The following is a 15,229-nucleotide window of genomic DNA, read 5'->3' as shown; positions in this document are numbered from 1 at the left end:
GCCGGGCCCTTGCCTATGTAGCAGGGGATACGGTCCGGCCGCGCGGCGTTTCGCTGTGCGGCCGGGGCGGTGGTGTCACGCCCCGGACGCGCGGCTGACGACGTTGATGTTGAAGGTGTGGGTGCCCAGACCGCCCGCGATGCCCATGAAGAGCAGGGCGAAGTGCTCCTGGCCGCGTGCCGTTGTGATGCCGCCGATGTCCAGCTGCGAGGCCGGCGGCCAGCCGAGGTCTTCGAGCAGCGTGGCGGTGGTCCGCTTGGCTGCCGCGCTGTTGCCGGACAGGAAGACGGTGGTTGGGCCGTCCAGGCCGGCGGGGTCGGTCATCGCGGACGCGTCCATGGTGCACAGCGTCTTGACCACCATCACCCCCGGGAATGCCGCCTGAATCTGCTCACTCAGGCTGTTGTTGGGGTGGGACAGCTCGGTGAAGTCGTCGGAGAGCCCGACACCGACGTCGACGAGTGTCTTCCCGTCCAGCGCCGCCGCTCCGATCGTGGTCAGAACGTCCAGCGATGCCGTTCCCGGGGTCGCGTTGACCACGACCTCCGCATGTGTGGCCGCCTCGCCGAGACCGGCGACGGCGAAGCCCAGATCCTTGCGTTCCTCCGGCCGACGCGACCCGAGTACGACCTCGTGACCCGCCGCGGACCAGCCCGCTGCCAGTGCCCGGCCCACATTGCCCGTGCCAAGAATTCCGATACGCATGCTGTGACGCTAAGTTGCGCACCAGTCCCGGCGGATCGGGCCGTAGGACCAAGCGAAACCGGCACCAAGGACGTACGTCCACAGAGTCTGACGTAACTTCAGGGGAACAACCGGCTTCGTCCGTACGTACATCACAACGCCGGTGCGCCCCGCGGCACGTGCGGCTCGCGAAGGAACGAGGAAGGTCAGCACCATGACGGAGAGCTCTACCCCAGCCACTGAACTGACGTCGCAGTACCTCGCCCAGGTGGTCGGCGACCTCGACCGCAACACCAAGGAACAGGAACGCATCCGCGCGGAAATCAGCGCGTTGCAGGAGCAGTTGCTCGCCCTGCAGCATGACCACACCGTGCTCCTGAACATGCAGCGGGCGCTCGGCGCGGACGCCCCCACTCTGCCCACTCAGCCCGCTCCGACCGAAGACGCCGCGGCACCCGCGTCCCCCTCCGCTCCCAAGCGGAAGAGGGCGAAGCCCGCGACCGAGTCCGGCACCGGAAAGCCGGCCGGGTCGAAGAAGGCCACTACCGCTAAGGTCGCTGGGACCACGGCCAAGAAGGCGGCGGCCAAGAAGCCCAAGACCGAGCCGAAAGCCGAGCAGCCCATAGCCAAGACGGAAGCCTCAAAGTCCGCCCAGCCCACGCTCGTTGAACTCATCCGCCGTCACCTCGGCGAGCAGACCGAACCACGCTCCGCGGCGGAGATTTCCACCGCACTCGGCAAGGCCCACCCCGAGCGTGGCATCAAGACCACCGTCGTACGCACCACGCTCGAAGGACTCGTGGCCAGGAGCCAGGCCCACCGCACCAAGCAGGGCACCTCTGTCTTCTACACCGCCCCGGACGCCCCGGAGCCGGCGGCGCCGTCCGCGGCCGAAACCCAGTCGGCCGGGGACTGACTGACGAGCCGTCACCTGCGCTGGAGGTGCGGCGGCGCCTCCGGCCTCGTACGTCACGCGTGGGGGTCGAAGGCGATGCCGGCCGGCTTGGCCGCGGCGAGGTGGTTGTTGAAACTGCCGTCCTTGAGGCCGAAGTTGGCGCTGCCGAAGTTGGCCTGGCTCAGCCTGTCGCGCAGTCCCGCGGGGTAGCCGTTCCAGCCGACCAGCGGCGGATACTGCCAGGTGCCCTTGTGGTTCTCCGGCGGCTCGTCGCCCGAGCCCGCGGGGCGGAAGGCGTGCGTGCTGGCGCCGTCCTTGTGGTACACGATCTTGGGGTGGTTGCCGTCCCAGCGGATCCGGTCGCGGCCGTACACGTCGAAGCTGCCGTGGGCCGAAGTGGACACGTACATGGCCTGGTTGTTCTGCACCCACAGGACGACGTGCTCCCAGTCGTGGCGGTGTCCGCCGAGACTGCTGCCGGCCACGGCCTGGTCCTTCTCGAAGTACAGGCCGTACATGATGGCGCACCAGCCGTTGTTGCACTTGTAGCGGGAGTAGCCGTTGGTGTTGTCCAGGTCCGAGGCGTCGCGGCATTGGCCGTTGAGGGATCCGGTCGGGTTGAGGCCGCCGTTGATGGCGCCGTCGGGGCCGATGGCCGGCGTGGAGTAGCAGCCGTCCGTGTCGTAGTCGTACGTCGGCTGGAACGTCTGCTCCAGTGCCTCCGCGTTGGCGGGCAAGGACCGCGGCGGTGCCGCGAGAGCAGAGCCCGGGAAGGCGACGACCAGCGCAACGGCGCTGCCGAGTATGAGAGTTGCCCTGCGGATCCGTGAACTCGTCTTCAACGCGTCCTCCTGAACGACCACGGTGGGGGTTGCGCATGATGGCATGACTGACATGCTCAGAACAGTCACCTGGATGCGCGTTGACACGTGATCTCAGAGAGGTGTTGTCACGATGAAGCGCCCGCCAACTACACGGGAGTTGACGAGCCGAGTCGGCCGTCGCACGAGTGACGGCGGATCAAGTGCGGCTCACACCTCGACGCCGGCGCGGCCATCGAGGCTGTGCGGGCGGGCACGATCGACGCGTTCTTCCGTGCCGTCACAAGGCCGCGCGGCTACTCCCCGACGGCATCGAGACCACCCGCGTCCTCGATGAGCCGCTCCAACTCCTCACCGGAGCGGCCCACGAGTTCGCCGACAGCCGTGCGGTCACGCCGCCGCCCTTGCCGGGCACAGGATATGGATGCCCGGTATCGTCACCGGAACCGAATGGGCCGCCTTCTACGACGGACTCGCCCTCGCCTTCGGACTCACCATCGACGCGACCGGCCCCAACTTCGGCCTCGAGCCGCTCCTGGACATGAGCGCCGACTCGCCGGCCCTGGCGACCTTCGTCGGCGAGGGCACCCGGTTCGTCCGGCCCGCCGACTACGACCTGCGGCGCAGAACACCTCCGCGTCAACCGGGGGGCAACAACGCCGTGAGCCGCAACAGCCAGGCCAGGGCGGCAAGTTCAACAGTCGTCTCAGGAACCCAGACGTCGCCACGCCCGCTGAAGCAGAGTCCTCAGCAGTGCCGCCTCCTCGCCACCGAGGGCCGTCACGATGCTCTCCTGTTCCTGTTCCACGGCCGCCGTCCAGCGTCCGAGTGCCTCGTTGCCGCGCTCGGACGCGAAGACCAGCACGCGTCGCCGGTCCGCGTCGTCCACCCGGCGCAGGACGAGGTTGAGGGACACCATGCGGTCGACCACCTTGGTCAGGGTGGGAGCCGACAGGAGTGCGAACTCGGCGATCTCCGTCATCGCGTGGCCGGTGCCGTCGCCCAGGAACGACAGCACGCGCCACTCCTCGAGCGTCGCACCCTCCGCCTTGAGCGCCTCACCGAGCCTCGATACGACGCTCCGCTCCACGAGCGTGAGCGCCCGCGCGAAGTCGAGGTCGGATACGGCTGTCGCCGGGGTCGTCGTCATCGCCCTGCCAAAGCTTCGTCGGTGTCGTTGCGGCGCCATGGTGGCCGGTCGTCAGCGCACGGCAGACCGGCAGGTTCGCATGGAGTGATTCCACGATACAGTCATTTCCTTATCGCCGCGAAATATTCTCGTAGCAACCAATCGCTAGTGTGAGCGCCTATGATCGAGAAGGCGTCTGTCCGGCTCGGCACTCCGGCAGGCCCCCGGACCCGGGACGCGCTGAATGTCGCCCTCGTGATCCCGCTCCAGGGCCCGGCCGGAATCTTCGGCCCGTCCTGCGAGTGCTGCGCCCGGCTCGCGGCCGAGGAGGTCAACGCCGAGTCGGGAGTGCTGGGCAAGGAGCTGCGGCTCGTACTCGTCGACGGCGGGGCGCCGCGCGAGCAGGTGGCGACCGAGATCGACGCGCTGATCTCCGGCGGCGTCGTCGACGCGGTGGCCGGCTGGCACATCTCCGCCGTCCGGGAGGTCGTGGCCCCGCGCATCGACGGCCGGGTGCCGTACGTCTACACCGCGTTGTACGAGGGCGGCGAGCGGTCCCCCGGCGTATTCCTCACCGGTGAGACCCCGAACCGCCAACTGCGGCCCGCCTTGCAGTGGTTCGCCGGCGAACTCGGCATCCGGCGGTGGACGATCGTCGGCGACGACTACGTCTGGCCCCGTTCCTCCGCCCGCGCCGCCCACCGCTATCTGCGCGAACTCGGCGGCGAGGTCTGCGACGAGATGTACGTGCCGCTGGGCACCAAGGACTTCGGCCAGGTCCTGGCCAGGGTCTCGGCCAGCGACTGCGAGGCCGTCCTGATGCTGCTGATCGGTGACGACGCCGTGCTCTTCAACCGCGCGTTCACCGCCGCCGGGCTCGACCGCGACCACATCCGGTTCAGCTCGCTGATCGAGGAGAACGTGCTGCTGGCGACCGGGCCCGAGAACACCCGGGGCCTGATGACTTCGGCCGGTTACTTCGAGGACCTGCCGACGGCGTACGGCCTTGACTTCGCCGCCGCGTACTTCCGCCGGTTCGGGCCCCGGGCGCCGGTGCTCAACAGCCTCGGCGAATCCTGCTACGAGGGCGTGCGCATGCTCACCGAACTGCTGCGCCGCGCGGGCACCATGGACATGGACCGCATCCAGGCCACCGCCGAGGGCCTCGAGTACGAGTCTCCGCGCGGCACCGTGCAGATCCGGGACCGCCATCTGAAGCAGCGGGTGTTCCTCGCCGCGGCCGACGGGCTGCAGTGGGACGTGCTCCAGCAGCTGCCGTAGCCGCCCCCCTCCCCGTGGCGGGCCTTGCGGTGGGCCTTTCTTTTACACGCACGTAACGCGCCGCCCTCTTGCCCAATTGCTTCGGTTGGAAATAGTTTTTTCTCGAAGCTTTTGGAGGTTGGTCGTCATGGCCACGTATCAATACCGCTGCCCGGGCTGCGGCACCTTCGACGTGATCCGTCCGATGGGCCGCGCCCTCCCCCAAGAACCGTGCGAGGCGTGCGGAGACCAGGCCCGCAGGGTCTTCACCGCCCCGATGCTCACCCGCACCCCCGCTCCCCTGTCCCGCGCCCTGCACGCCCAGGAGGCCAGCGCCCACGAACCGCGCGTCGTCGGCGAAGTGCCCGCGACCCTCCGTGGTCCGGCTGCGCCCGCCGACCCCCGGCATGCCCTGCTGCCCAAGCCATAACTCCCCCTGTTCTGGAGGCCGTTCATGCCCGAAGTCGTCTTCAGCGTCGACCAAGCCATGTCCATGCGAGACCAGAAGGTCCCCGGCCACAACCGCTGGCACCCCGACATCCCGCCGGCCGTCACCGTGAAGCCGGGCTCGGATTTCCGCATCGAGTGCCGGGACTGGACCGACAACCAGATCGGCAACAACGACTCGGCCAACGACGTCCGTGACGTCGACCTCACCCACGCCCACATGCTCAGCGGCCCCATCGCGGTGGAGGGCGCCGAGCCCGGCGACCTGCTCGTCGTGGACATCCTCGACCTGGGCCCCGTACCGCAGTCGCAAGGAGAAGGTTCCGGGCAAGGCTGGGGCTACACCGGCGTCTTCGCCAAGAACAACGGCGGCGGCTTCCTCACCGACCGCTTCCCCGACTCGTACAAGGCCGTCTGGGACTTCCACGGCCAGCAGGCCACCTCCCGGCACATCCCCGGCGTCCGCTACACCGGCATCACCCACCCCGGCCTCTTCGGCACCGCGCCCTCCGCCGAGTTGCTGGCCCGCTGGAACGCCCGCGAGCAGGCCCTCATCGACACCGATCCGCACCGGGTTCCGGCGCTCGCGCTGCCTCCGCTCGCCGACAACTCGCTGGCCGGCACGGCGGACGGCGAGACGGCCTCCCGTATCGCCGCCGAAGGCGCCCGTACAGTCCCGGCCCGGGAGAACGGCGGCAACCACGACATCAAGAACTTCACCCGCGGCTCGCGGGTCTTCTATCCCGTCCTCGTGCCCGGAGCCCTGCTCTCCGGCGGCGACCTGCACTTCAGTCAGGGCGACGGCGAGATCACCTTCTGCGGCGCCATCGAGATGGGCGGCTTCATCGACCTGCACGTCGATCTGATCAAGGGCGGCATGGAGAAGTACGGGGTGACGACCAACCCGATCTTCATGCCCGGCAACGTCGCGCCCCAGTACACCGAGTTCATCTCGTTCGTCGGCATCTCCGTCGACCACGAAACCGACACCAACCACTACCTCGACGCGACGATGGCGTACAAAAACGCCTGTCTCAACGCCGTCGACTACCTGATGTCCTTCGGCTACAGCGGCGAGCAGGCCTACCTTCTGCTCGGCTCGGCCCCGATCGAGGGCCGGCTCAGCGGCGTCGTGGACATCCCCAACGCGTGCAGCACCCTCTACCTCCCCACGGCGATCTTCGACTTCGACATCCGGCCGACGGCCGAGGGCCCGAGAAAAGCCGACCGCGGCCAGTGCGCCGTCACCTCCTGAACGTCCCGAAAGGCAGCCCCATGAGTGACCATCTCACCTTCCAGCTGGGCGACTTCACCACCCAGAGCGGCGCCACACTGCGCGGCGCGCACCTCGCCTACACCACGTACGGCGAGCTCAACGCGGACAAGTCCAACGTGATCGTCTACCCGACCTGGTACTCCGGCCGCCACTGGGACAACGAGTGGCTCATCGGCCCCGGCATGGCCCTCGACCCGGCCGAGTACTTCATCATCGTCCCGAACATGCTCGGCAACGGCCTGTCCACCTCGCCGAGCAACACCCCGCCGCCGTACGACCGCGCCCGCTTCCCCGACATCACGGTGTACGACCAGATCGAGGCCCAGCACAAGCTGGTCACCGAGGAGTTCGGCATCGAGAAGATCCAGCTCGTGACCGGCTGGTCGATGGGCGCCGGGCAGACCTTCCAATGGGCCGTCAGCTACCCGGAGATGGTCGAGCGGATCGCCCCCTTCTGCGGCTCCCCGCGCACCAGCCTCCACAACAAGGTCTTCCTGGAGGGCGTCAAGGCCGCGCTGACCGCCGACGCGGTGTACAACGGCGGCTGGTACGACGCGGAGAAGTGGCCGACCACCGGACTGCGCGCGCTCGCCCGGGTGTACGCGGGATGGGGCTTCTCGCAGGCGTTCTACTGGGAGAAGGAGTACGAGAAGCTCGGCTACACCTCCCTGGAGGACTTCCTGGTCGGCTTCTGGGAGGGCTTCTTCCTCGACGGCCGCGACCCCAACAACCTGCTCACCATGCTCTGGACCTGGCAGAACGGCGACGTCGGGCTCACCCCCGGCTTCGACGGGAACACCGAGGCGGCGCTGGCCTCCATCAAAGCGACCACGCTGGACATGCCCGCCGAGAAGGACCTCTACTTCCCGCCGGAGGACGAGGCCTGGGCCGTCAGCCACATGCCGGGCGCCGAACTCCGGGTGATCCCCGGCATCTGGGGCCACTTCGCCGGCGGCGGCAGCAGCCCCAAGGACACCGAGTTCATCGACACGGGTATCAAGGAACTGCTGGCCAAGCCGGGCGGATTGGCGTAGCCATGAGCAACGGACGCATCAGACTGCCGCACGAGGTCAGCGCCTCGATCATCGCCTTCGCCACCGTCTTCCTGCTGATGAGCCCGCTCAACATGCCGACCTGGGCGATCTTCATCACCTGGGCTGGAACGTTCATGCAGGGCGGCCCGAGCATCGCCAACGCCATCTCCATGATCACCGCCACCACGACAGGGGCGGGGTTCGCGGTGGTGGCCGTCCTGCTCAACCGGGAGACGGGCACGATGTTCGGCACCGGGTCGTTCGCCCAGACCCTGGCGCTGGGCGTGGTGATCTTCTTCGTCAACGGCACCCTGCTGGCAACCGGTCGGCTGAAGCCGTTCGCTCTCATCCCGGCGATGTTCTTCGGCTTCGCATCGACCTTCGCCACGTACTTCGGCGGATTCGGCTATGACGCGGGGAATCTGGGCGCCGCCTTCGTCAGCGCCGCCGCGATGTGCGCTCTCGGCCCGCTCGCGGCCACTCTCGGACTGCGGCTGATGTTCGCCCCACCAGCCACGGCAGCCGAGCCCGACATACGCGAGACCGGGGAGGTGACACCTTCGGCCAGCGAAGCACGCGCCTGAGCACGGGGCCCGCCATGAGCTGCGCTGCTCGATTGGCGGGCCCCTCATCGATCTCATCGGCGAGCCGACCGAGCCGAGGCCGAGGAGGGGCGTGCGGCGGCATGTACGGCGCCGATCATGCCGGTTGTGACCACAACCACCCGTAGCGAGTCCGGCTCGGGCATCAACGGCCCGCGCGGATCAGCCCCGTCAGGTACCGCCAGAGCGATGAGCGTTGCCGGGCGGACGGGTCCGGCACCACCGGTCCGGCCGCCTCCGGTCCAGGAGCGGCGGACGCCGGTTGCTCGGCCGGTGAGGCGAGTTCGTACCGTACGGGCAGGGAGCGCAGGCCGCGCATGAACGGGGAGGCGCGCCAAGGGAGTTGGTCGGCGGGGAGGGCGAGGGCCAGGTCGGAGAACCGTTCGAAGAGGCGGCTCACGCCCACCGCCGCCACGGTCGAGGCCAGCTCCCGGGCGGGGCACTGGCGGCGGCCCGCACCCCACGACAGGTGGGCGCGGGTGCTGATCGTGGTGCTCCCCTCCACGTGTTCGGCGAAGAGCGGGTCGGCGTGTGCGGCGGCCGAGGAGACCCACACCGGGTCGCCCGCGCGGATCGTGTAGTTGCCGAGCGGGGTGTCCTTGGCGGCGAACCGCGGCACGAAGTTCACCAGCGGCGGCTTGCGCATGACCGCCCGGTTCATGGCCTCCCTGACCATCCCGGCGGACAGGCTGGCCCGTACACCGCCCTCTCCCGACACGACTTCGACCACGGTGTTGGAGACGAGGATGCCGACGTGGTCGGACGTCATGCCGAGGAGCATGAACAGTTCGCGGGCCAGTTCGTCGAGGGAAAGATCCGGGTGCGCGGCCAGCAGGTACGAGGGGAAGTCGTCCCCCGGTTCCTTCAGCTTCGCCGCCGCGAGTTCGGCCAGCGTCTCCAGCAGCCGCTCCAGGGCGGGTTCGGCGTCCGGGCCCGCGTCCAGTACGCGCCACATGTCCATCAGCGCGTCGTCACCCTGCGAGCCGGGGAAGCCCAACAGATGGCTGGCCACCATCAGCGGCAGCGGTCGCGAGAACTGCGCGGACAGGTCCGCCACACCCGTGCCGCCGCCCTGGGCGATGAGGGTGATCAGTTCGTCGGCGTACGCGGTGACGGCCGTCCGGAGGCGCTTCGCCTGCGGGTGGCGCGGGTCCTGGAACGGCTTGAGCGCGGCGTCCCACGCGGTCCGCAGCGTCCGGTACCCCGAACCGCCCTGAATCAGTACGTGGTTGACCTCGAGCGAGGGCCCGAGCGGCCAGTCGGCGGGCACCCTGCCCTCGGTACGGGCCCGCCAGTTCTCCAGACCCTTCGGCCAGCCGTCGTCGTCCTGAAGCACCTGGAGGGACTCGCGGTATCCCAGCACCAGCCAGGCGGGCACACCGAGCAGATCGACGGGCGCGACGGGGCCGTGCTGCTGCCTCAGCCCTTCGTAGACGAGCGCGGGGCGCGTCTCGTAGTCCCGGGTCAGCAGCGGCTGCGGGTTCAGCGCCTCGAGCCGTGTGTCGTCCAGGTCCGCGGATGCGCCGTCGCCAAGCTGGGATTCCATCGTGTTGCGGCCCTCCGACACTCTCCGTAACGGCGGGCGACCGTTCGGTTTTGTTACTGACCGGTGGGGACCATACCTCAGGCCGGACAGGGGGAGTTGTCCGGGTGCGGTATCCACGTGAGGATCGGATCAACCTCGCCGAGGAGGACATATGACCACCCTTGCCGATCCCGTTCCCGGCGGGCGCCCGGGCGATGTCGAGCGGGCCACCGCGCTGAGCGCGGAGCTGACCGGGCGGGGTGTGCACGGCATCGTCCTCGCCTATGTCGACACCGCGGGCATCGGCCGGGTGAAGACGATCCCGACGGCCAAGCTCGCCTCGGCCGCCGCGTGGGGTGTCGGTATGTCGCCGGTGTTCGACACGTTCCTGGCGAACGACTCCATCGTCTCCACCGACGTACTCGGCTCACCTGACGGCGATCTTCGCCTGTACCCCGATCTCGATCACCTGGTCGTCCTGTCCGGGCAGCCCGGCTGGGCATGGGCCCCGGTGGACCGGGTCACGCAGGAAGGTGAGCGGCATCCGGGGTGCGGCCGGACCTTTCTGCGCCGGATCGTCGCCGACGCCGCTGAACGGCACGGGATCTCGTTCAAGGCGGGCATCGAGATCGAGTGGGCGGTCGGACAGGGATCGGCCCCCGGTGACGACTTCGTGCCCGCAGTGTCGGGCCCTGCGTACGGCGCCACCCGGCAGGTCGAACTGAGCGACTGCACCGCCGAGTTGATGTCCGCACTGGCCGCCCAGGGGGTGGATGTCGACCAGTTGCATCCCGAGTACGCGGCCGGTCAGTTCGAGCTCTCGGTGGGCGCGCTCGACCCGGTCGCCGCGGCCGACCGTAGCGTGCTCGTACGGCAGACCATCCGGGCGGTGTCACAGCGGCACGGCCTCAGGGTCTCGTTCGCCCCGGCCGTCTTCGCCGAGGGCGTCGGCAACGGCGGCCATGTCCATCTCTCCGCCTGGCGCGAGGGCAGAAACCTGCACTCCGGCGGCGAGGGCCGGTACGGCATGACGGCCGAGGCGGAGTCGTTCGCCGCCGGACTGATCGCGCATCTGCCGGCGCTGACGGCCGTGACCGCACCGAGCCCGGCCAGCTATCTGCGGCTCAAACCCTCGCAGTGGGCCGGGGTGTTCACCGCCTGGGGCCGCGAGACCCGCGAATCCGCGGTGCGCGTCATCACCGGCACGGCGGGCCGTCGCGACCAGGCGGCGAACCTGGAGGTGAAGCCCGTCGACCTCGCCGCCAACCCGTATCTCGCGCTCGGCTGCCTCGTCGCCGCCGGACTCGACGGCCTGGAGTCGTCCGCGGCCCTGCCCGACGAGATCACCGGAGATCCGGCGCGGTTCGGCGCCGAGGAGGCGGCAATCCGGGGCGTACGCCGCCTGCCGACATCGCTGGACGAGGCAGTAGAGGAGTTCCGCAAGGACGAACCGCTGCGCGCCGCGCTCGAACCGGTCCTGGCCGACGCCGTGATCGCCGTGCGCCTCGGCGAGATCGCGGCGGTGGCCGGGCTGGACGACGGGCAGGTGGCGGCGGCGTACCGCTGGATCTACTGACATGCGCGCCGGACCCGTCCAAGAGACGCTCGCCGCGCTGCGGTTGGTGGACCACCACTGCCATGGTGTCGTCACCGCCGACCCGGACCGCGAGCGCTTCGAGTCGCTGATCACCGAGGGCGGGACCTGGCCCGGGATCTCACCGTTCGACAGCCCTGTCGGCGTGGCGATCCGCCGCCACTGCGCTCCCCTGCTGGACCTGCCGCGCCACGCACCGCCCGAGGAGTACCTCGCCCGGCGGGCCGAACTGGGCCGGCACGAGGTCGACCGGCGCTTTCTCGCCGCCGCGGGCACGGACGTGTTCTGTGTGGACACCGGGTTCGCGCCAGGTCGCCTCACCACGCCGCGGGAACTGGCCGAGGTCGTCGGCGGGGCCGCGTACGAGGTCGTACGGCTGGAGAGCGTCGCCGAGGCCGTGGCGGCGGAGGGGGTCGAGCCGGACGCGTACGCGGACGTCTTCCGGGCGGCGGCGTGGGATGCCATACGGCGGCCGGGCGTCGTCGCGGTGAAGTCGGTGGCCGCCTACCGCACCGGCTTCGACCTGGACCCGGTTCGCCCCTCGGACCCGGAGGTCACCGGGGCGGCCCGGCGGTGGCTCGCGCGCGGCGGACGCCTGGACGACCCGGTCCTCGTACGGCACTTGCTGTGGACCGCCGTGGACCTCGGGCTGCCGCTCCAGCTGCACACCGGCTTCGGGGACAGCGACATCCGGATGCACCGGGTGGATCCGACCCTCCTGACCGACTGGCTGCACCTGACCTCTGGCACCATTCCAGTGCTGCTCCTGCACTGCTGGCCCTATCAGCGCCAGGCCGCCTACCTGGCGACGGTCTTCGAGCAGGTGTACCTCGATGTCGGTCTCACCCTGCACTACGTCGGCCCCGCGCGGGCCCGGGCGATCCTGGAGGAGGCGCTCGAGATCACCCCGTTCCGCAAACTGCTCTACAGCTCCGACGCCTACGGAGTCGCGGAGTTCTACCATCTCGGTGCTCTCGCCTTCCGGCACGGACTGGCGGGGCTGCTCCAGGACCGGGTGGACGCCGACGAGATGAGCCTGCCCGACGCGCTCCGGATCAGCAGGTGGATGGGGCGCGACAACGCCTGCCGCGTGTACGGGCTCCCGCTATCCCACGCAGAGGTCCGAGCCTGAGGCGGACGGCTCAGGGCCCTGCGGGTTCCGCAGCGGTACGACGCCCACGCAGCGGCCGTCGCTGTCCAGCAGCCGGCCCATGTGCTTGACCGTGCGCAGGACCACGGACCGGTCGCCGATGGCCAGGCGGGGCAGCCGGCGCGAGAGGTGTGCCTCGAAGGTGTGGACGTCGGCCAGCTCACGCAGCCAGACGTCGATGACGAGGTTGTGGGGTCCCGCCGTGATCGCGCACGACCGGACCTCCCGCACACCGGACAGCACCCGTACGGTCTCCGCCAGGTACTGGCCGGGTACGGACGCGAAGTACACCGCGGACAACGGCCAGCCGGACAGGGGTCGGGCCAGGTCACAGCGCAGGCTCACCCGTGAGGCGAGCAGAGACTGGAGTCTGCGGCGGACCGTTGTCAGGCCCGCTACCGTCGCCGCCGCCAGTTCGCGCAGGGACATCCGGCCGTCGGTGCCCAGCAGTTCCATGAGCCGCGCGTCGAGGCCGTCCCATCCTGTGGGCTCGACAGCGGCCGGTGGCGCGGGCAGGGCCGCCTCGATCCTGGCGCACTGGAGCGAGTCCAGGCTGCGCAGCCTCCAACGGCTGCCCTCGGTGGGCACGCCCGTCGACAGGTGGGTAGGGCTAGCCCGTACACCCGGTGTCGCATCGACGCCGAGGGAACCATCACCTACGCCGGCCCCGCCGCTTCGGCGCCCGAGGACGTCACGCCGACGCGGACAGTCGACGCCGGGGGCCGTACGGTGCTGCCCGGCTTCTTCGACTGCCATGTCCATCTCGCCTATGCGCAGGGCTCGCCGCCCGGTCGTCGCGCCGAACTCGACCCCGTTCTGGTCACGTTGGACACGGCCACGCGGATGCGGCAGACCCTTGACGCGGGCATCACCACGGCCCGTGACGTGGGTGGTCTGTCCGTGGGCTACCGCACCGCCGTCGAGACGGGCCCATCGTCACGTTCAACACGAGCGCCTGCGTGATGGCTGTGAGCGGGTCGAGACTGCGGCGGCGGCGAGTCTGGGCGCGAGCCGCCGACAGATCCTGCAGGGGATCGTGCTGCCGTCGACCGTGCCGTACATCGTCACCAGAGCTCGCCTGGCCATGGGCAACAGCTTCCTGACCATCGTCTCCGCCGAGATCGTCGCCGCCCAGGTCAGGCTCGGCTCGCTGATCTGGACGTCCCGCAACTACGAGCGCATCAACTGGGTCTTCGTCGGGATCATTACCTTGGGCATCCTGGGGTTCGTCTTTGACCGCGTGCTGTGGATCGTCGCTTCCCGCGGGTCCTGCGTCGATACGGATTGAATCCTCCCCTCCCTGAAGGGGGAGGGGATTCCTGGCTCAGGCCGCCTCCTGGAGCAGCGCTCCAGGAGGTCTTCCGCCCTCGGCACCAGCCGGCTTGAGACCAGCCCGGACGAGCATCACGCGTGCGGAGTTCTTGTCCCGTGGGGACACGGTTCCGCAGGCGGTGCAGGTGTAGGTGCGCTCACCCAGCGGCAGTGCGTGCTTGGCTCTCGCTCCACACTGCGCGCAGTCCATCGTGGTGTGCGCGGGGTGTACCAGGCGGATGTCCCGCCCGTGCTTGCGGCCCATCTCGATCAGAGCGGCCTTGGTGGCGCCGATGGCGGCGTCGGCGGCCTTACGGGACATGGTGGTCCTGGCCAGAAATTTCGGATGGAAGTCCTCCACCGCGATGGCGTCATGGTCGATCACAACGCGTTTGGCCCACTTGCGGCCGGTGTCCTCACGCTGCCTCGCGACCTTCTTGTGTGCCTTCGCCCGCAGTGTCTTCGCCGCGCGGTAGCCCCTCGACCCGGCCTTGCCCTGCTTCGGTTTGCGGCGGGCCATCATCCGGTCGTACCGGGTCAGCTTCGTCTGGGCCTTCTTGCCGTGCTCGGCGTGCGGCAGGTCGTGCGCGTCGGAGGTGGTGGTCGCGGTCTCCTTCACACCCCAGTCGACGCCGAGTGCGCGGCCGGTGGCGGGGAGCGGCTGCACCTTGGCGGGGACGACGAAGCTGGCGTACCAGTGCCCGATGCTGTCCCGGTAGATGCGCACCGACGTCGGGTCGGCGGGCAGGTCTCGGGACCACACCACGGTGAGGGCGATGCCGCCCGCCAGGTGCAGCCTGCCGCCCTTGAGACGGAAGCCGCGCCGGGTGTAGTTGAGCGTGGGCAGCGTCTCGCGCTTGGTCTTCCACGTCGGCATCCCCGCCCGGCGGTGCAGCGGGACCCCCTCGCGGATGTCCTTTTGCGCCTTGGCCCTGGACTTGCCGAAGGCCCGGATGAGCTGCTGCTGGGGAACCGACGAGCCCTCCCGCAGCCACGGCGTGCGGGCGCGGGCGTCGGTCAGCATCTTGTCGAGCTGGGCCGGGCCGCACGTTTGCTTGTCGGTGCCCTCGGGACGGTTCTGGTTCCAGGCATGGACCTGCTTCGACTTGGCCACACACTCGTTCCACCCAGCGGCACCGGTCCCACTCCGCCGCCAGGGCGGTGCGGGCGGTCAACGACACGCGCAGCCGGTAGGTGTAGCGGGCCTGTCCGGCCTCCGCAGCCGCCGTCACCTGCGCCATCTCGCCCCCTCACGCTCCTGGCCGGGACACAGTGTCGTCCCGGACCCGGCGAAGGACCATATGTGCGAAGCCAGCACAAACGCACCCCGATCCCCCGGCCGCCACCCTGACCAGCGATCACGGGCACGCGCGTTCGTACCGCCCTCGGCGATGCTGACAGCGGTACGGGCGCTCCGCGCCCTGAACCGGATACGGCGACGCTCCGCGTCGCAACACCCGGATGCGATTCCCCCTCGGCGTGAACACCAGGGCCTCCCGCA

General features: G+C 69.6%; 14 protein-coding genes and 3 pseudogenes. 11 read left to right on the top strand and 6 right to left on the bottom strand.

Annotation, left to right across the window (positions count from 1 at the left end):
• Positions 1 to 75: 75 nt before the first annotated feature.
• Positions 76 to 705: an NADPH-dependent F420 reductase gene (locus OHT21_RS42870; protein ID WP_328773643.1), complete on the bottom strand. Its 630-nt coding sequence runs from the start codon at positions 703 to 705 to the stop codon at positions 76 to 78.
• Positions 706 to 898: 193 nt separating this feature from the next.
• Between OHT21_RS42870 and OHT21_RS42865 the strand changes: the two genes are divergently transcribed.
• Positions 899 to 1,600 (top strand): hypothetical protein, encoded by a 702-nt coding sequence (locus tag OHT21_RS42865; protein WP_328773642.1) that lies wholly within the window; start codon positions 899 to 901, stop codon positions 1,598 to 1,600.
• Between the two features lie 53 nt (positions 1,601 to 1,653).
• Here OHT21_RS42865 and OHT21_RS42860 read toward each other — a convergent pair whose 3' ends face one another.
• Positions 1,654 to 2,466 carry an NPP1 family protein gene (locus tag OHT21_RS42860; RefSeq protein ID WP_443050577.1) on the bottom strand — a complete coding sequence of 271 codons (813 nt, stop codon included), beginning with the start codon at positions 2,464 to 2,466 and terminating at the stop codon, positions 1,654 to 1,656.
• Between the two features lie 153 nt (positions 2,467 to 2,619).
• On the opposite strand from OHT21_RS42860, the pseudogene OHT21_RS42855 reads away from it, so the two are divergent.
• Positions 2,620 to 3,025: pseudogene (locus OHT21_RS42855) on the top strand (LysR substrate-binding domain-containing protein); the annotation flags it as partial.
• 81 nt (positions 3,026 to 3,106) lie between these two features.
• On the opposite strand, the gene OHT21_RS42850 reads toward OHT21_RS42855, so the two are convergent.
• Positions 3,107 to 3,550, bottom strand: coding sequence for a MarR family winged helix-turn-helix transcriptional regulator (locus OHT21_RS42850; protein ID WP_165342690.1), 444 nt, complete (start codon positions 3,548 to 3,550; stop codon positions 3,107 to 3,109).
• Positions 3,551 to 3,709: 159 nt separating this feature from the next.
• Here OHT21_RS42850 and OHT21_RS42845 point away from each other — a divergent pair, with 159 nt between their 5' ends.
• The 5 genes from OHT21_RS42845 (at position 3,710) to OHT21_RS42825 (ending at position 8,130) form a co-directional block, all read left to right on the top strand.
• The gene (locus tag OHT21_RS42845) at positions 3,710 to 4,810 is read left to right on the top strand and encodes a substrate-binding domain-containing protein (protein WP_189321763.1); all 1,101 of its coding nucleotides are present in this window, start codon (positions 3,710 to 3,712) and stop codon (positions 4,808 to 4,810) included.
• Positions 4,811 to 4,937: 127 nt separating this feature from the next.
• Positions 4,938 to 5,219 (top strand): FmdB family zinc ribbon protein, encoded by a 282-nt coding sequence (locus OHT21_RS42840; protein WP_328773641.1) that lies wholly within the window; start codon positions 4,938 to 4,940, stop codon positions 5,217 to 5,219.
• 24 nt (positions 5,220 to 5,243) lie between these two features.
• The gene (gene fmdA, locus OHT21_RS42835; protein WP_328773640.1) at positions 5,244 to 6,491 is read left to right on the top strand and encodes a formamidase; all 1,248 of its coding nucleotides are present in this window, start codon (positions 5,244 to 5,246) and stop codon (positions 6,489 to 6,491) included.
• A 20-nt stretch (positions 6,492 to 6,511) separates the two neighbouring features.
• The gene (locus OHT21_RS42830; protein ID WP_328773639.1) at positions 6,512 to 7,546 is read left to right on the top strand and encodes an alpha/beta fold hydrolase; all 1,035 of its coding nucleotides are present in this window, start codon (positions 6,512 to 6,514) and stop codon (positions 7,544 to 7,546) included.
• Positions 7,547 to 7,548: 2 nt separating this feature from the next.
• Positions 7,549 to 8,130 carry a DUF1097 domain-containing protein gene (locus tag OHT21_RS42825; protein WP_328773638.1) on the top strand — a complete coding sequence of 194 codons (582 nt, stop codon included), beginning with the start codon at positions 7,549 to 7,551 and terminating at the stop codon, positions 8,128 to 8,130.
• A gap of 163 nt (positions 8,131 to 8,293) precedes the next feature.
• On the opposite strand, the gene OHT21_RS42820 is transcribed toward OHT21_RS42825, so the two are convergent.
• Positions 8,294 to 9,694 (bottom strand): cytochrome P450, encoded by a 1,401-nt coding sequence (locus OHT21_RS42820; protein WP_328773637.1) that lies wholly within the window; start codon positions 9,692 to 9,694, stop codon positions 8,294 to 8,296.
• 151 nt (positions 9,695 to 9,845) lie between these two features.
• On the opposite strand from OHT21_RS42820, the gene OHT21_RS42815 reads away from it, so the two are divergent.
• Positions 9,846 to 11,249, top strand: coding sequence for a glutamine synthetase family protein (locus tag OHT21_RS42815; RefSeq protein WP_328773636.1), 1,404 nt, complete (start codon positions 9,846 to 9,848; stop codon positions 11,247 to 11,249).
• Position 11,250: 1 nt separating this feature from the next.
• The gene (locus tag OHT21_RS42810) at positions 11,251 to 12,399 is read left to right on the top strand and encodes an amidohydrolase family protein (RefSeq protein WP_328773635.1); all 1,149 of its coding nucleotides are present in this window, start codon (positions 11,251 to 11,253) and stop codon (positions 12,397 to 12,399) included.
• On the opposite strand, the gene OHT21_RS42805 is transcribed toward OHT21_RS42810, so the two are convergent.
• The gene (locus tag OHT21_RS42805) at positions 12,373 to 13,005 is read right to left on the bottom strand and encodes an Lrp/AsnC family transcriptional regulator (protein WP_328773634.1); all 633 of its coding nucleotides are present in this window, start codon (positions 13,003 to 13,005) and stop codon (positions 12,373 to 12,375) included. The two genes, OHT21_RS42810 and OHT21_RS42805, sit on opposite strands and share 27 nt — an antisense overlap.
• Positions 13,006 to 13,053: 48 nt before the next feature.
• On the opposite strand from OHT21_RS42805, the pseudogene OHT21_RS42800 reads away from it, so the two are divergent.
• Together OHT21_RS42800 and OHT21_RS42795 are read left to right on the top strand one after the other, a co-directional pair.
• A pseudogene (locus tag OHT21_RS42800) lies at positions 13,054 to 13,347 on the top strand (amidohydrolase family protein); the annotation flags it as partial.
• A 106-nt stretch (positions 13,348 to 13,453) separates the two neighbouring features.
• Positions 13,454 to 13,705, top strand: coding sequence for an ABC transporter permease subunit (locus tag OHT21_RS42795; RefSeq protein ID WP_328773632.1), 252 nt, complete (start codon positions 13,454 to 13,456; stop codon positions 13,703 to 13,705).
• Positions 13,706 to 13,741: 36 nt separating this feature from the next.
• Here OHT21_RS42795 and OHT21_RS42790 read toward each other — a convergent pair.
• Positions 13,742 to 14,969, bottom strand: a pseudogene (locus OHT21_RS42790) (RNA-guided endonuclease InsQ/TnpB family protein).
• Between the last annotated feature and the right edge of the window lie 260 nt (positions 14,970 to 15,229).

This window comes from Streptomyces sp. NBC_00286, from assembly GCF_036173125.1.
Lineage (GTDB): Bacteria > Actinomycetota > Actinomycetes > Streptomycetales > Streptomycetaceae > Streptomyces.
Note: the sequence above shows the minus strand (reverse complement) of the source record. Positions and strands in the feature narration are given on the sequence as shown.

What these genes read in the sequence shown, in the direction of transcription:
- OHT21_RS42870 (WP_328773643.1), bottom strand. Translation starts at nt 705, where the DNA reads ATGCGTATCGGAATTCTTGGCACGGGCAATGTGGGCCGGGCACTGGCA.
- OHT21_RS42865 (WP_328773642.1), top strand. Translation starts at nt 899, where the DNA reads ATGACGGAGAGCTCTACCCCAGCCACTGAACTGACGTCGCAGTACCTC.
- OHT21_RS42860 (WP_443050577.1), bottom strand. Translation starts at nt 2,466, where the DNA reads ATGCCATCATGCGCAACCCCCACCGTGGTCGTTCAGGAGGACGCGTTG.
- OHT21_RS42850 (WP_165342690.1), bottom strand. Translation starts at nt 3,550, where the DNA reads ATGACGACGACCCCGGCGACAGCCGTATCCGACCTCGACTTCGCGCGG.
- OHT21_RS42845 (WP_189321763.1), top strand. Translation starts at nt 3,710, where the DNA reads ATGATCGAGAAGGCGTCTGTCCGGCTCGGCACTCCGGCAGGCCCCCGG.
- OHT21_RS42840 (WP_328773641.1), top strand. Translation starts at nt 4,938, where the DNA reads ATGGCCACGTATCAATACCGCTGCCCGGGCTGCGGCACCTTCGACGTG.
- fmdA (WP_328773640.1), top strand. Translation starts at nt 5,244, where the DNA reads ATGCCCGAAGTCGTCTTCAGCGTCGACCAAGCCATGTCCATGCGAGAC.
- OHT21_RS42830 (WP_328773639.1), top strand. Translation starts at nt 6,512, where the DNA reads ATGAGTGACCATCTCACCTTCCAGCTGGGCGACTTCACCACCCAGAGC.
- OHT21_RS42825 (WP_328773638.1), top strand. Translation starts at nt 7,549, where the DNA reads ATGAGCAACGGACGCATCAGACTGCCGCACGAGGTCAGCGCCTCGATC.
- OHT21_RS42820 (WP_328773637.1), bottom strand. Translation starts at nt 9,694, where the DNA reads ATGGAATCCCAGCTTGGCGACGGCGCATCCGCGGACCTGGACGACACA.
- OHT21_RS42815 (WP_328773636.1), top strand. Translation starts at nt 9,846, where the DNA reads ATGACCACCCTTGCCGATCCCGTTCCCGGCGGGCGCCCGGGCGATGTC.
- OHT21_RS42810 (WP_328773635.1), top strand. Translation starts at nt 11,251, where the DNA reads ATGCGCGCCGGACCCGTCCAAGAGACGCTCGCCGCGCTGCGGTTGGTG.